This window comes from Sphingomonas sp. Ant H11, from assembly GCF_000797515.1.
GTDB lineage: Bacteria > Pseudomonadota > Alphaproteobacteria > Sphingomonadales > Sphingomonadaceae > Sphingomonas.
Map to the genome: position 1 here is coordinate 144249 of NZ_JSBN01000002.1, position 14935 is coordinate 159183.

Here is a 14935-nt window from a genome sequence, read left to right on the forward strand (position 1 = left end):
GAGTCGTTGTTTGACCAACTCGCCGCTCCGGTCCTCGACAGCCCAGCCTCTAGGCCGGGGAATACGCCGCAGCGCGAGGGTGAAGCCATGACGAGGGCTGCCACCTGGCTGGGCGCAGGGCTCGCCCTGACCGTGGACCAGGTGACCAAGCCGGCGGCCTTCGAGCTCGTTGCAAGCCACGGCGCGATACCCGTCCTCCCCTTCCTTACCATCACGTCCAGCATGAACGCCGGCGTTGCCTTCGGGATCGGCACAAGGGTGCATCCGATCCTGCTGATCGGGGTCGCGGCGACCGTCACGGCTCTTCTCCTCGCGATGATCCTGCGGTCGGCGAGTCCTCTCTACCGCGCCGTGCTGGGCATGATCCTCGGCGGCGGCATTGGGAATATCGCCGACAGGCTGCGATTCGGCGCCGTACGCGACTTTATCGACCTCCACTGGGGCGGATCTCACTGGCCGACGTTCAATATGGCAGATGCTTTCATCACCGTTGGCTTCGTCATCATGCTCATCGCCTGCGACGAGTCCAACGGGCATTTGAAGCCGCGATCCACCCGTTGCGGGAAGAACTGATGTCAGAAGCGGGGATGAATGAGGGAGCGCCACCCATGACAGGCCACTTCCTGTCGATCTACCGACAAGGCTTTGTGAGGGTCGCCGCTTGCTGCCCCCTCTGCAGGATCGCGGAACCGGCGTTCAACCTCGAGGAAACACTGAGGCTCGCCCGCAGAGGGAGTGATGAAGGGGTCGCGCTGATGGTCTTCCCGGAGCTCGGGCTGTCGGGCTATTCGATCGACGACCTCCTCCATCAGCGGGCCCTGCTCGACGAGGTCGAACGACGACTTCTGGAGCTGGTCGCCGAAAGTAGCGATCTCCACCCGGTCCTCCTCGTCGGGGCACCGCTGCGCCGTGAGGGGCGGCTCTACAACTGCGCCATCGCCATTCATCGGGGTCGAATTCTCGGCGTCGTGCCGAAGGGGCACCTGCCCAACTATCGGGAGTTCTACGAGAAGCGTTGGTTCGCCTCCGGGCGGGACGTGCGCGGCGAGATCTGCCTCGGAGGCGAGCCCGTTCCGTTCGGGATGGACCTCCTGTTCCAGGCGGAGGATGTCGACGGCCTGATCTTCCACACCGAGATATGCGAGGATGCCTGGGCGCCCGCCCCGCCCAGCGACTTCGGCGCGCTCGCCGGCGCGCTGATCCTGACGAACCTCTCTGCCAGCAACATCGTGGTGGGCAAGGCAGACACACGGCGACGCCTCTGCGAGGTCCAGTCCGGCCGCTGCTGGGCCGCCTACGTCTACTCGGCGGCTGGACACGGGGAGTCGACAACCGATCTAGCCTGGGATGGCCAGGCCTGCATTTACGAACTCGGGGCCCAACTCGCGGAGACGGAGCGCTTCAGCGCAGAGTCCCAGATGGCCGTCGCGGACATTGACATCGAGCGGCTGCAATTGGAGCGCATGCGGACCGGTACGTTCAACGAGGCGGCAATCGCCAACGGCATGCCGGACCGGCGCTTCCGTCGCGTGTCCTTCGTTCTCCAGCCGCCCGCTGGCGACTTGGGCCTGCGGCGACGCATCGATCGCTTCCCCTTCGTACCTAACGATCCAGCCCGGCTCGATCAGGACTGCTACGAGGCGTTCAACATCCAGGTGACCGGGCTCGCGAAGCGCCTTGAGACGACCGGAATAAGCAAGATCTGCATCGGCGTGTCCGGAGGGTTGGATTCGACCCACGCCCTGATTGTCGCGGCGAAGGCATTTGATCTGCTCGGGCGTGCGCGTACCGACATCCTCGGCTTCACGATGCCCGGCTTCGCCACCAGCAGCAGGACCAGGTCCAACGCGCATTCGCTGATGAGCGGGCTCGGGGTGACGGCCGAGGAAATCGATATCACGCCGCTGGCCAACCAGATGCTTCGCGATCTGCGGCACCCGTTCGCGAGCGGGGAGCCGGTCTACGACACGACCTTCGAGAACGTGCAGGCGGGGATCCGGACCGATCTCCTGTTCAGGGCCGCCAACCAGCGCCAGGGCCTGGTGCTCGGCACCGGCAACATGTCGGAGCTCGCACTCGGCTGGTGCACCTACGGCGTCGGCGACCAGATGAGCCACTACAACGTCAACGGCTCGCTTCCGAAGACCCTCATTCAGCACCTCATCCGGTGGACGGCGTCGAACCGGCTGTTCGACGCCCAAGTGACCGACATCCTGCTCGACGTGCTCGGGACGACTATATCGCCGGAGCTCATCCCGCAGGCATCCGAAGGCCAGTCGCAGAGTACAGAGGAAAAGATCGGCCCCTACGAACTCCACGACTTCTGGATCTACTATCTGACCCGATTTGGGCTGCGCCCCTCCAAGATCGCCTTCCTAGCAATGCACGCTTGGCAGGACGCCTCCGCGGGCAACTGGCCGCCGGGCTTTCCGGAGGACCAGAAGCGCTCCTATGATATACCTGCCATCCGCCACTGGCTCGACGTTTTCCTGCGCCGCTTCTTCGCCAACCAGTTCAAGCGATCCGCCCAGCCGAATGGGCCGAAGGTCACGACTGGCGGCTCGCTGTCGCCGCGCGGCGATTGGCGCGCGCCCTCGGACGCCAACGGCCAGCTCTGGATCGATGAGCTTTGCAACAACGTGCCCGAGGACCTCAACGCGGCGGACGTGTCTCCTCTGACGCAGGAACCACCTGCGGTAGCCGCGGAGGGCAGACCCATTGTCCGATGAAATCCGATACCATACGGCCCGGTGGCTGCGCACCGGCCGTCCGCACCTCGGGGCGCCCGGCGACATCGTCGTCCCGAGCACGGCGAAGAGGCAGCCCGACGTGGGTGCGACGGAGGCGCCGTTGCGGGGCGGCCCCCATCCAGGGCGCGGAGGGGCGGCGACGATCCATCGGCAGGCAAGCTGGAGCGAACGACAATGGCTGAGCATCCGAAGCCTTTGACCATGGCCGCAGAACGGTCGGGAATACGAAGGGAGGGCCGGGTGGGTCTTCCTGATGTGCGCAACGGTCCTGGGTGTCGCCACTTTGTGGCTTCCCGAACAGATTGAGCTGCCACGGGAAACTGCCCCGCGGCTCGCGTTTGCCGCCCGCGAAAGCCTCCTCGTAATGCTGTGGGTCGCCATCGGTGTCGGGATGGTGTCGACCATCCGGCGCTACTCGGCACATGACAATCCCGGCTCCGCCTTCGCTCCTCCAAGCGAGCGGCTGAGGGTGCCGCTCGCATTTCTTCAAAACACGCTTGAGCAGGCGACGATGACGAGCATCGCCTTTCTCGGGCTCTCCACCGTCGATGGCGACGCTCCGCTCGGCTTCATCACCGGCGCCGTAGTCCTGTTCGCGGCAGGACGGATCGAGGTGCGTGGCATGCCACTAAATGCCCAGTGTCGAAACCGGTCCAGCCTGAGCAAATATTCCGGGCGCATTGGCGGAAGCGCTTGACCTTTGGCTGAAAGATACAGTCCTCCGGCGACGCACCACAAACCTCATCAGGTTCGCCAGGTTTGACGCCAACGATACCGCGTCTGTCCCCAACGCGAACAGAGCTCCGACGATCAAATTATGGGCAAGCCAAAATGGAGCCCCCAGGAGGAAGAGCCCCTTCATACGCGTAGTCGATGTCTGCAAGCGCGCCAGACTACCCAGCGAGCTCCCCGTCAATGCCAGCGCAGACGGTATGCCGTGCCATGTCACTACCGAAAGGAAAGACAATATAATGAGGCTGGCTCCGTAGAGTCGCACGACGACATAGCGATCACGCACCGATGCCGAAACGACGAGCTGCGCGCAGGAAATGAGGCACGCGATCGCCGCCGTAGGAGATCCCAACATCAGAAAATACATCGCGAAGGCGGCAGCGCCTGCACTCTGAATTTGGACGACCTTTTTATAGTCGCTGAAAAACGGCCAGCTGATGACGCACAAAAGAGCCATGCAACCGAACGCGGTGGCAATCACGACGGCCCCCGCGCGGTTGTTCCTGTGTTGATCTGCGTGCCGCGCTCAGCTCTGTCTTTTCCCATAGCTGAAGCGTGAAGGAACGAGGTTAATTACGCTTTAATGGCCCTCATGAAATCGACCATTCAAGGCTTCTTTTGGATTGCTGTCACCTCACCCGCACTGCCAACAAGCGTGACATCAAAATCGACCTTGTCGCCGACCTTGGCGGCATCGGTGATCCCAGGCGCTGCCTTGAACGCCATCGTCATCGCCGGCCATTTGGCTTCCGGGATCGGGCCATGGTCGAGCGTGATCGTGCCTGCCGCCTTATCGATCTCCTTCACCGTCCCCTGTCCCTTGGCCTTGATCGCGGATGTCGCGGAGGGCGCCATTGCCATATTCGCCATATCGCCGCTCATCGCCGCATCGGGCGATGCCTGATTGGTCTCGGTCGCGATAGGTGCTTCCGCTTTTTTGCCGCACGCGGCGGTCAGGGCGGCGAGGCCGAGGGCGATAGTCAGTCGTGCATAGTTCATGGTCTTCTCCTTGCATGTTAGGCGGGTTGATGGGTGGGCTTGGTCTTGGTCTTGGGCTTGCGCAGCAGCAGATAGGCGGCGGGCAGAACGAACATGGAGAGCAGCGGCGCGGTCAGCATGCCACCGATCATCGGCGCTGCGATCCGGCTCATGACCTCCGAGCCCGCGCCCGAGCCGAGGAGGATCGGCAGCAGGCCGGCAAGGATCACCGCGACCGTCATTGCCTTGGGGCGGACGCGGAGAAGAGCCCCCTCTCGAACCGCCGTCTCGACCTGGCTCGCATCGGGATCGTGGCCGCGCTCTTCGAGCGCGTTCTTGAGGTAGATCAGCATCACCACGCCGAACTCGGCGGAGACACCGGCGAGGGCAATGAACCCGACCCCGGTCGCAACCGACTGGTTGAAGCCAAGGAGGTACAGCGTCCAGATACCGCCGGTGAGCGCGAACGGCAGCGTGCCCATGATCAGGGCAGCTTCGTCGAAGCGCCCGAAGATCATGTAGAGCAGCACGAAGATGATCAGCAGCGTCGCTGGCACCACCAGCTTGAGCTTGTCGATCGCCCGCTGGAGATATTCGAACTGGCCTGAGTAAGCGATGCTGACGCCCGGCGAGAGTCTGACCTGCTTCGCCACCGCCCTTTGCAGATCGCCGACCACCGAGGCGAGGTCGCGCCCGCGCACATCGACATAGACCCAGGTCGATGGCCGGGCATTCTCGGTCTTGAGCATCGGCGGCCCTTCGGCGATCGATATGTTCGCAACTGTACCGAGCGTGATCTGCTGCCCCGAAGGGGTCAGGACCGGCAGTGTCCGCAGACCCTCCAGGCTGTCGCGCAGTTCGCGCGGATAGCGCACGGTGATCGGATAGCGGGCCAGCCCCTCGACAGTCTCGCCGATCGTCTCGCCGCCGATCGCGCCCGAGACGATCGCCTGCACATCGGTGATGTTGAGCCCGAACCGCGCGGCGGCAGCGCGGTCGATATCGACATCGACATAGCGCCCGCCGGTCAGCCGTTCGGCGAGGGCAGAGGAAACGCCCGGCACGGTCTTGGCGACCGTCTCGACATCATGCGCGATGCGATCGAGCTGGGCGAGATCGGCGCCCGACACCTTGACCCCGATCGGGCTCTTGATGCCGGTCGCCAGCATGTCGATGCGGTTCCTGATCGGCGGCACCCAGACATTGGCGAGGCCGGGCAGCTTCACCGTGCGGTCGAGTTCGTCGACCAGTTTGTCCGGCGTCATTCCGGGACGCCATTGGTCGCGGGGCTTGAACTGGATCGTCGTCTCGAACATCTCCAGCGGCGCCGGATCAGTCGCGGTCTCGGCGCGGCCGGCCTTGCCGAACACGCTCTCGACCTCGGGCACCGTCTTGATCAGCCGGTCGGTCTGCTGGAGCAGTTGCGAGGCCTTGGCCGCAGAGAGGCCGGGCAAGGCCGAGGGCATGTAGAGCAGGTCGCCCTCGTCGAGATTGGGCATAAACTCACCGCCGAGCCGGGTGAGTGGCCAGGCCGTTGTCGCGAAGACCAGCGCAGCGATCACCAGCACCGCCTTCGGCTTTCGCATCGTCCAGTCGATCGCGGGGCGGTAGAGGTTGGTCAGCCAGCGGTTGACCGGATTGGCCTGCTCGGCTGGGATGCGGCCCCGGATCAACCACCCCATCAGGATCGGAACGAGGGTCACCGACAGGATCACGGCGGACGCCATCGCATAGGTCTTGGTGAAGGCGAGCGGCGCGAACAGCCGGCCCTCCTGCGCCTCCAGCGTGAACACCGGAATGAACGACAGCGTGATGATCAGCAGGCTGAAGAACAGGGCCGGGCCGACTTCGGCCGCGGCTTCGGTGACGACGATCCAGCGCATCTCGCCCTCGAGATGCTCGTCCGGATGATCCTGCTCCCAGCGCTCGATCTTCTTGTGGGCATTCTCGATCATCACCACGGCCGCATCGACCATCGCGCCGATGGCGATGGCGATGCCGCCCAGCGACATGATGTTGGCGTTCACGCCCTGAAACCGCATGACGACGAACGCGGCGAGCACGCCCAAGGGCAGGGTCAGGATCGCCACCAGCGCCGAGCGGACGTGCCAGAGGAACAGGCCGCAGACGATCGCGACGACGATGAACTCCTCAATTAGCTTGTGGGTGAGGTTATCGACCGCGCGATCGATCAGTTGCGAGCGGTCATAGACCGTCACGACGTCAACGCCGGGCGGCAGGCTTGCCTTCAGGGCGGCGAGCTTGTCTTTGACCGCTGCGATCGTTTCGCGGGCATTCTTGCCCGAGCGCAGGATCACGACGCCGCCGGCGACGTCGCCTTCGCCGTTCAACTCAGCGCTGCCGCGCCGCATCTCCGGACCGATCTGGATCGTGGCGACGTCGCCTAGCCGGACCGGAACGCCACCGCTTGCTGTCTTCAACGGGATCGCCCGGAAATCGTCGAGCGTCTTCAGATAGCCCGAGGCGCGGACCATATATTCGGCTTCGGCCATCTCCAGCACCGAGCCGCCCGACTCCTGGTTGGCTTGTCTGATCGCCTGGACTGCTTGTTGATGGGTGACGCCGTAGGCAGCGAGCTTCACTGGATCGAGCAGCACCTGATATTGCTTCACCATGCCGCCGATGCTGGCGACCTCGGCGACGCCGGTCACGGTTTTCAGCTCGTAGCGCAGGAACCAGTCCTGAAGCCCGCGGAGCTGCGACAGGTCATGCCGGCCGCTCCGGTCGACCAGCGCATATTCATAGACCCAGCCGACGCCGGTCGCATCGGGACCGAGCGCGCTACGCGCGCTCGCCGGCAATCGTCCCTGCACCTGGTTGAGATATTCGAGCACACGGCTGCGCGCCCAGTAGAGGTCGGTGCCGTCCTCGAAGATCACATAGACGAAGCTGTCGCCGAAGAAGGAGTAGCCGCGCACCGTCTTCGCCCCTGGCACCGACAACATGGTGGTGGTGAGCGGATAGGTGACCTGGTTCTCGACGATCTGCGGTGCCTGGCCCGGGTAGCTGGTGCGGATGATGACCTGCGTGTCGGAGAGATCGGGCAGCGCGTCGATCGCGGTCGATCGCACGGCCCAGACGCCCACGCCGATGAGGGCCAGTACGCCGATCAAGACGAAGAAGCGGTTCCTGACCGACCAGCGGATGAGATGAGCGATCATTGGCCCGCCACCTTGGTCATACGTCGTATCGTTGGCCCCGCGGGAGGCCGGTCGAAGCCGAAGCGAACGCGGTCCCCTGTCTTCAGGCCACGCGGAATCTTCGGATCGGGAAGCTGGAACGTCATCGTCATCGCCGGCCAGCCAATCGCCGGCACGGGCTCGTGGCTCAGCGTCACCGAATTGGCGGTGATCTGTTCGATCTTGCCGACGGTCTCGTAAAGCGTTCCCGTAGCCGCGGGCTTCGCGGCGGCGGTTGGCGTGGCAGCTCCGATTGGCCGCGCTTCGACACCGGACAAACTTGCCTCGGAATCAATCAGGAACTGGCCCGAGGCGACAACCTTCTCACCTTCGGAGAGCCCGGCGAGGATTTCGGTGTCATCGCCGGATTCCCTTCCGATTTGCACCTCTGCGGGTCGGTAGCGGCCCTTGTCGAGGGCCAGCATCACCAAGGTCCGCTTGCCGGTGCGGATCAGCGCTTCGGAGGGCACAAGTAACGCCGGTTGCGTGGCTCCACCGAACGAGACGGTAGCAAACATGCCGGGACGCAGACGTCCTCCGCGATTGGGCAGCTCGATCCGGACAGTAAGGGTGCGGCTGTCGGCCTGAGTCTCGGGCAGGATCGCCGAGACACGGCCCGACAAGGTCTCGCCAGGAAAAGCGGCAAGCGTGGCCTGCACGGTTTGTCCGGGTTTGAGCGGACCGGCGATCGCCTCGGGTACAGCGGCATTGAGCCAGACCGTGCCGAGGCCATTGACCTCCGCGAGCGTCTGGCCTGCCATCATGGTCATGCCCGCCCGCACGTTCAATGTCTTGATGACCCCGCGGGTGGGCGTAGAGATTGTGATGACATTGTGCGGCCGTCCCGCTCGCTCGACCGAGGCGATCGTGCCCGACGACATGCCGAGCAGCATGAGCCGCTGGCGCGCGGCCTGGGTCAGCGCCGCGTTGCCGGTGCGGCGGACCGCAAGGAATTCAGCCTGCGCGCCGCCCCATTCCGGCACCAGTAGGTCGGCAAGAGGTGCCCCTGCCCCGATGATGTCGCCAGGTGCGCGCGCATAGACGCGCTGGACGAAACCTCCAGTGCGTGCCTGGACGACTGCGATATCACGCTGATTGAAATCGATCGTCCCCGTCGCGGTCACGCTACTCGCCAAAGCGCCACGTCGGACCAGGACGGTGCGCAGCCCGAGCGCCTGAGACGCGGAAGGATCTATTGAAATCCCCGGCGCTGCCGAGCCTGCCCCCGCCTCATCTGCATAGCGGGGGATCGTCTGCATCCCCATCGACGAAAGGCCGGGACCGTCATGATGTTCGGCCGGGATCATCGGGTCGTACCAATAGAGAATCTTGCGCGCGGCGGGCTTCGCGCTCTCCGGATCGTGCGAACCTTCCCATTGTTGGGCCACGGTAAAACCGATCCCGCCAGCAGCGAGCGCAAGAAGAGCAGCGGCACCAAGAAGGCGGCTGCGGGTAATTGTAACTTGGCTCATCGCGGTGCGCTCCCGTAAGTAAAGTTCAATCCGGCTCCGTCCGCTGCGACCTTGGCTTCGCGATCAACGGTCGTCAGGGTGGCATCGGCGAGCGCGGCAAAAGCGTCCGCGACGTCAATCAGACTGGCGCGGCCCGCACCATAACTCGCTGTTTCCAACTTCACGCGCTGCTCGGCGAGCGGTTGCAGCGTGCCCTGCGCGCGCATCCACTGCTCATGATGCATGACATGGTCGGCGATATCAGCGTCAAGGTCGGCGGCAAGCGTGCGCCGCGCGGCCTCGCGTTCGGCCAAGACCCGCCCGGCACTGGCCTGGGCCGCCGCGATCCCGGCATTCTGGCGATTGCGGGTGAAGAACGGCAGGCTGACCGTCACGCCGGCCGAGATAAAGTCGCCGAAACGGGGGTCGCGGCGTTGATAGGCCAGGTTGACACCGAAATCAGAGCGCCGACCGGCGTCGGCCACACGCACATCGGCATCCGCCTGGTCGGCCTGGGCATCGATCATCTCGATGGTGGGATGGTGATCAAGGCCGGCACGCAGCTTGGCGGCATCGACCGGGAATTCAGGGATTGGTCCAGCGATCTCAGGCGCGGGATCGCCTGTCCAGCGGGTCAGCGTCGCGCGGGCGCGCGCCACGTTGGAGACCAGTTCGCTGCGGCGATCCTGCATCGCCGCGACCGCCTGCTGACCGGCAAGCGTCTGCGCCGGCCGTGCGTTGCCCGAGGCGACAGCCCCCCGGCGTCGTTCCCACCACGCGCTCGAGCCGGGAGAGAACATCGTCGAGAGCGGCAAGCCGGCGTTCGGCGTAGGCGAGATTGATCCAGGCAAGCGCGGTGCCCACCTCGACGGTGCGCGCCTCGACCGCGGTATCGGCCTCGGCCACCTTGATGTCGCTATCGGCGCGCGCCTGCTGGGCATGGCGCTTGGCGAGGTTGGGAATGTCCTGGGACACGCCGACCCGCGCCATGGTGAAATCGTCGCGATTGGGCTCGAACGCGAGCGGTCCCGAGATCGGGAAGCTTTCGACGCTCACGCCGAGCGTCGGATCAGGCAGAGCTCCGGCCGCGCCGCGCGCGTAACGCGCGGCATCGGCGCCGAGCGCCTTGGCCTTGATCGACGGGGCTTCCTGTCGGGCGCGCTGGAGCGCAGCTTCGAAGGTGAGCGGACCGGCGAATGCAATGCCGGGGATCGCCGCAAGAAGCGGCGCGCAAAGAAACAATCGCATGGAAAACTCCTGATCGGAGGGTCAGGCCGGCATCGCGCAATATGACAGGCATGTCAGTGGCGGCGGGATGGGGGGCATCCCGCCGCCACTGCTGGCCTAGCCGTCTATGCGACCTGTAGCGGCCAGAACCTGTGCTTATACCAACCTGCATTGATCACGACCCACGCGCCCATTTGCGGCGTCCGATTGTCATGATGCGCCATGGCTGATCAACCAGCCTGTTCCAAGCCTCGCAGCAAAGGTCGATGATGTTGTCGTGGGATGTGAAGATGCGGTTGGATAGCCAGTTATCGCGCATGAACTGCCAGATATTTTCTACCGGGTTGAGTTCGGGGCATTTGGGCGGCAGCGGAACGATGCTGATATTATCAGGTACTTCCAGTTTCCCGGTCATGTGCCATCCGGCTTGATCCATCAGCAACACGCCATGGCGCCCGGCTCGATAGCAAGCGATATCTCCGCCAGATGCAGCGACATGGTCTGGGTATTGCAGAATGGGAGAACCAGGCCAGCGCCCTTGCCAAGTTCGGGGCAGATGGCACCGAAGATGTAGGCCGATTTCGTTCGTTGGTCCTTGGGTGCCGAGGGCCGCGTGCCGCGCCTGGCCCAGCGGCGGGTGATCTTGTTTTTCTGGCCGATCCGGGCTTCGTCCTGAAACCAGACCTCTATCGCCGTGCCGCGCGGAAGGGCGACCTTGATCTTTGCCAGCTCGGCTGCAAAGCCCCCTTTTAAAGTCCTCCATCGCATATTCATTCTGCGCATGGTGACGCGGGCGCGCCGTCAGTTTGACATAGCCCAGCTTCTTCAACTCCCGTCCCACGGTCGTTTCCGTCAGGGACACCCCGAACTCATCATGGAGCCACCGCGTCAGGTCGATCAGTCTCCAACGCACAACTCCATGGATCGCCGGGATCGGACCGCTTTCAACGATCTCCGCAAGAGCCTGGCGCTGGGCATCGCTCAACAAAGGGGGCTTGCCCGGTGCCTTACCATTAAGGAGCCCGTCAGGACCTCTATCATTGAACCGCACGACCCAGTCCCGCACGATCTGCAACGTCACTCCGCCGATACGCGCCGCATCGCTGCGGCTCCCGCCATCATAAATTTCCGCCAAAGCCAGAAGCCGACGGCCCTGGTTCGCGCTCTTGGTCACGCGCGCCAGTCGCCTCAAGCTCGCGGCGTCAAAGTCGTTCCGCATTCCGATCGCTGCACCCATGGCCATGCCCTCCAATCGACAGCCATAGAGTCAGAGTTTCGCCGCTTTGGGAATCCCCCCCGTGAGTCAGTATCATCGGAGGTTGGTATCAGACAATTTTGAACAATGCGTCCGGAATGTTCGAAGAAGAAACCCTCGACGACACAGAAGGACCAATGACTGACGTCCAGTCAATTTTCATGCGTCTTTTACCGCAAGATGCATAATTATTATAAGATAGTGAATTATAATGTGAAATTTATATGACGAAAGGAGTTTTCATATATCGTTCTGACTCTGACTATGCCGACGATCCAACCTCGCGCTATCAGTTTCCATCGAAGCTATACCTATCACGAGCCAGAGAACTGGTAGGTGATTGGGTTATTTTTCTTGAATCACGGCGTGGTGGCAAAAGAGGCTATTTTGCGACCGCGAAAATACAAGGTTTGATCGCGGACCCAGACGATCCAGCCAGACATGTCGCCCTGATTGAGCCGGGAAGTTTCCTTGAATTCGACCACCATGTGCCCTTCAGTGACGGCACAGGCCCACTCGAACGAGCGTTGCTGAAACCCGACGGCACCCAATCTGGCGGTAAGCAGTCATCGGTACGCCCAATTTCCGATCAAGATTTCAATCGTATTATCGAACGCGGGCTGTCAGACGGGACTGGCTTCCTTCCGCGAACTGGCGATGTTTCAATCGACGAAATATCAAACCGAGTTCTGGATAATAGAACCCCGTTCATCTATGAAGTAGAACGATCAAGAGTTGATATAGTCACCTCGCGCGCTATACGTGACCGCGCCTTTCGTAGAAACGTTCTTGCCGCATATGACTCGAGATGCGCTTTATCTGGCCTTAAACTAATCAACGGCGGGGGCCGAGCCGAAGTAGAAGCCGCTCATATCAGACCTGTTGAACACGGTGGACCCGATGCCATAGCAAATGGTTTGGCCTTATCGGGAACTGCACATTGGATGTTCGACCGCGGCTTGATCTCGTTAAATGATGACCTTACTATAAAAATTTCTCGCCATGTAAATGATCTTGAGGGCGTTCGAATCTTCCTTCAGTCAAGCCAGAGTGCAACCGCTCCAAGAGTCGCAGCTCATAGACCACATGTTAATTTTCTAAAATGGCATAGAGACAACATATATAAGCATTAGTTTTAATATTGTGCGCTTGCGAATTTTTATACGGTTTCCCAGCAAGATGACTTTATGAAGCGGATCCGCCGAAACGGTGGTGCCCGTGACCTGCTCGCCCCTAAAGGAATCGCAATTCTCTATTCGGAGACCGATCGCGCGCTGATGCACCAACTGGGCTTGCAGTTCGGATTTCGGGAATTTCTATCCGTTCAGGCAAAATCCGACGATCACTATCGCATCCTGAAAGCGGCGGGACATATCGATTAGCGTGCGCCGCTTGCGCGCTGCCCACACAACTCTCAGGGAATCAACCGCGCGGCTCGCAACTCCCGGAACAAGTCGAAAAACGCATCGTCGGTCGGCTGATAGGCCAGAAACCCCATCCGTCGGCTCTTCGACATGTCGGTGACGACTTCGATCGGCCGCCCGAGATCGGCATCGGTATGCCAGGGCGAGGCCAGCCGCGCCAGATCGGGTTCGGCCAGCCCATCGCGCTCCGCAATGCTGCGCCACACCGCCGCATCGTCCGCCATTTGCTGTTCCAGCGGCAGCACGGTGCCGTCGAACGGTGCGGGTTCGAGACCGAACCATTCGGCGATCCGTCCCCACATCCAGCTCCAGCGGAAGACGTCGCCATTGACGATGTTGAAGTCCTGATCGGCCGCCGCCGGGGTCTCCGCCGCCCACAGCAATTGCCGCGCGAGCTGGCGCGCGTCGGTCATGTCGGTCAGCGAGTTCCATTGCGCAGCGGAGCCCGGAAAGCGGAACGGCCGCCCAAGTTCGCGGCACAGCGTCGCATAGACCGCCAGCGTCGTGCCCATGTTCATGGCATTGCCGACGGCCTTGCCGATCACGGTATGCGGGCGGTGCACGCTCCAGGTGAAGCCGTCGCGCGCGGCGGCGGCGAACACTTCGTCTTCCTGCGCATAATAGAAATTGTCGACGTCGAGCCGCCCTTGCTCCTCGCGGAACGGCGTTTGCGGCAGCGCGCCTTTGCCATAGGCCTCGAACGGCCCGAGATAATGTTTGAGCCCGGTGACCAAGGCGACGTGGCGCGACCCGGTGGCACCGCGCAGCGCGTCCAGCAGATGGCGCACCATCGCGGCGTTGACGCGGATGTTTTCGGCCTCGCTATCCTGCCGCAGCCAGGTGGTGATGAACACCGCATCGGGGCGCAAATCGGCCAGCGCCGCTTGCGTCGCGGCGGCATCCTGCAGGTCGGCGGCGACGGGCAGCACACCGTCCTGCTGTGTTGGACGCCGCGCGAGGCCGTGTACGCGCCAGCCATGATCGACCAGCAAGGTCGCCGTCGCGCTGCCGACAATCCCGCTCGCGCCCACTACCAATGCCGTCTTGGTCATCATTGTCTCCGAAAGATTTGGAAACAGGCACGGCAAGCGCGCCCGATGCGGCGTTAGCGCAGCGCGCGCCGCATTGTTCCGTCCGCAATCGTCCGCGCGGTCAGTTCTTCATCCGCCAGCCGGTCTTGAAGATCCACGAGATCACGCCGAGGCATGCGACCAGGAACACCGCCGTCACGCCAAGCTTACGCCGACCGACACATCGCCCTTGTCGAAGAACGCCCAGCGAAAGCCGCTGACCAGATAGACGACCGGGTTGAACAGGCTGACCGTGCGCCACGGCTGCGGCAGCATGTCGATCGAGTAGAACGCCCCGCCGAGGAAGGTGAGCGGGGTGATGAGCAAGGCGGGTACGAACGATAGCTGTTCGAATCCCTTGGCCCACACCCCGATGATGAAGCCGAACAGGCTGAACGCCACGCTGGTCAACACCAGAAAGGCGAGCATCGCAAAGGGGTGGACGATCTGCAGCGGCACGAACAACGCCGCCGTCGCCAGAATGATGAGCCCGAGCACGATAGACTTGGTCGCCGCCGCGCCGACATAGCCGACCACCATCTCCATCGCCGATACGGGCGCGGACAGCAATTCGAACACCGTGCCAGTGAATTTCGGAAAATAGATGCCGATCGAGGCATTGGAGATGCTCTGCGTCAGCAGCGACAGCATGACGAGGCCGGGCACGATGAAGCTGCCATAACCGACGCCGCCGACGGTGCTGATCTTGGAGCCGATCGCGCCGCCGAACACGACGAAATAGAGCGAGGTGGTGATGACCGGGGTGACCAGGCTCTGCCACAACGTGCGCAGCGCGCGCGCCATCTCGAAGCGGTAGATTGCCCAGATGCCGTGGAGGTTGATCGCGG

The 14935-nt window shown here is 62.9% G+C and carries 11 protein-coding genes and 3 pseudogenes; 5 read left to right on the top strand and 9 right to left on the bottom strand.

Features of this window, described 5'->3' with window-relative positions:
* The first annotated feature begins 6 nt into the window (after positions 1-6).
* From lspA to NW75_RS22595, 3 genes are all read left to right on the top strand, one after another.
* The gene (gene lspA / locus NW75_RS00920; protein ID WP_126849018.1) at positions 7-573 is read left to right on the top strand and encodes a signal peptidase II; all 567 of its coding nucleotides are present in this window, start codon (positions 7-9) and stop codon (positions 571-573) included.
* A gap of 35 nt (positions 574-608) precedes the next feature.
* Positions 609-2729, top strand: a complete 2121-nt coding sequence (locus tag NW75_RS00925; RefSeq protein ID WP_081988567.1) for an NAD(+) synthase — start codon at positions 609-611, stop codon at positions 2727-2729.
* Between the two features lie 274 nt (positions 2730-3003).
* Positions 3004-3447 carry an MAPEG family protein gene (locus NW75_RS22595; protein WP_010405543.1) on the top strand — a complete coding sequence of 148 codons (444 nt, stop codon included), beginning with the start codon at positions 3004-3006 and terminating at the stop codon, positions 3445-3447.
* Here the strand turns inward: NW75_RS22595 and NW75_RS23345 are convergent.
* From NW75_RS23345 to NW75_RS23350, 7 genes and pseudogenes are all read right to left on the bottom strand, one after another.
* The gene (locus NW75_RS23345; protein ID WP_269430243.1) at positions 3379-3963 is read right to left on the bottom strand and encodes a YgjV family protein; all 585 of its coding nucleotides are present in this window, start codon (positions 3961-3963) and stop codon (positions 3379-3381) included. The two genes, NW75_RS22595 and NW75_RS23345, sit on opposite strands and share 69 nt — an antisense overlap.
* A gap of 125 nt (positions 3964-4088) precedes the next feature.
* Entirely contained in the window at positions 4089-4481 is a 393-nt protein-coding gene (locus NW75_RS00935) for a copper-binding protein (RefSeq protein ID WP_010405537.1), read from the bottom strand.
* Positions 4482-4498: 17 nt separating this feature from the next.
* Positions 4499-7642 (bottom strand): efflux RND transporter permease subunit, encoded by a 3144-nt coding sequence (locus NW75_RS00940; RefSeq protein WP_033963083.1) that lies wholly within the window; start codon positions 7640-7642, stop codon positions 4499-4501.
* Entirely contained in the window at positions 7639-9132 is a 1494-nt protein-coding gene (locus NW75_RS00945) for an efflux RND transporter periplasmic adaptor subunit (RefSeq protein ID WP_010405530.1), read from the bottom strand. The genes NW75_RS00940 and NW75_RS00945 overlap by 4 nt, the downstream gene beginning before the upstream one ends.
* On the bottom strand, positions 9129-9803 hold the full coding sequence (locus NW75_RS27595; protein ID WP_331385950.1) for a TolC family protein: 675 nt from the start codon (positions 9801-9803) through the stop codon (positions 9129-9131). Before NW75_RS27595 ends, NW75_RS00945 begins: the two co-directional genes overlap by 4 nt.
* Positions 9718-10359 (bottom strand): TolC family protein, encoded by a 642-nt coding sequence (locus NW75_RS27600; protein ID WP_331385951.1) that lies wholly within the window; start codon positions 10357-10359, stop codon positions 9718-9720. The genes NW75_RS27595 and NW75_RS27600 overlap by 86 nt, the downstream gene beginning before the upstream one ends.
* 154 nt (positions 10360-10513) lie before the next feature.
* Positions 10514-11575: pseudogene (locus tag NW75_RS23350) on the bottom strand (IS630 family transposase).
* Between the two features lie 242 nt (positions 11576-11817).
* On the opposite strand from NW75_RS23350, the gene NW75_RS23355 reads away from it, so the two are divergent.
* Together NW75_RS23355 and NW75_RS00960 are read left to right on the top strand one after the other, a co-directional pair.
* A complete protein-coding gene (locus NW75_RS23355) occupies positions 11818-12726 on the top strand; it encodes an HNH endonuclease (RefSeq protein WP_081988564.1) in 909 nt (302 codons plus the stop codon).
* Positions 12727-12765: 39 nt separating this feature from the next.
* A pseudogene (locus tag NW75_RS00960) lies at positions 12766-12975 on the top strand (NaeI family type II restriction endonuclease); the annotation flags it as partial.
* Between the two features lie 32 nt (positions 12976-13007).
* On the opposite strand, the gene NW75_RS00965 reads toward NW75_RS00960, so the two are convergent.
* On the bottom strand, positions 13008-14069 hold the full coding sequence (locus NW75_RS00965) for an SDR family oxidoreductase (protein WP_033963178.1): 1062 nt from the start codon (positions 14067-14069) through the stop codon (positions 13008-13010).
* Between the two features lie 100 nt (positions 14070-14169).
* Positions 14170-14891, bottom strand: a pseudogene (locus tag NW75_RS00970) (ABC transporter permease).
* Between the last annotated feature and the right edge of the window lie 44 nt (positions 14892-14935).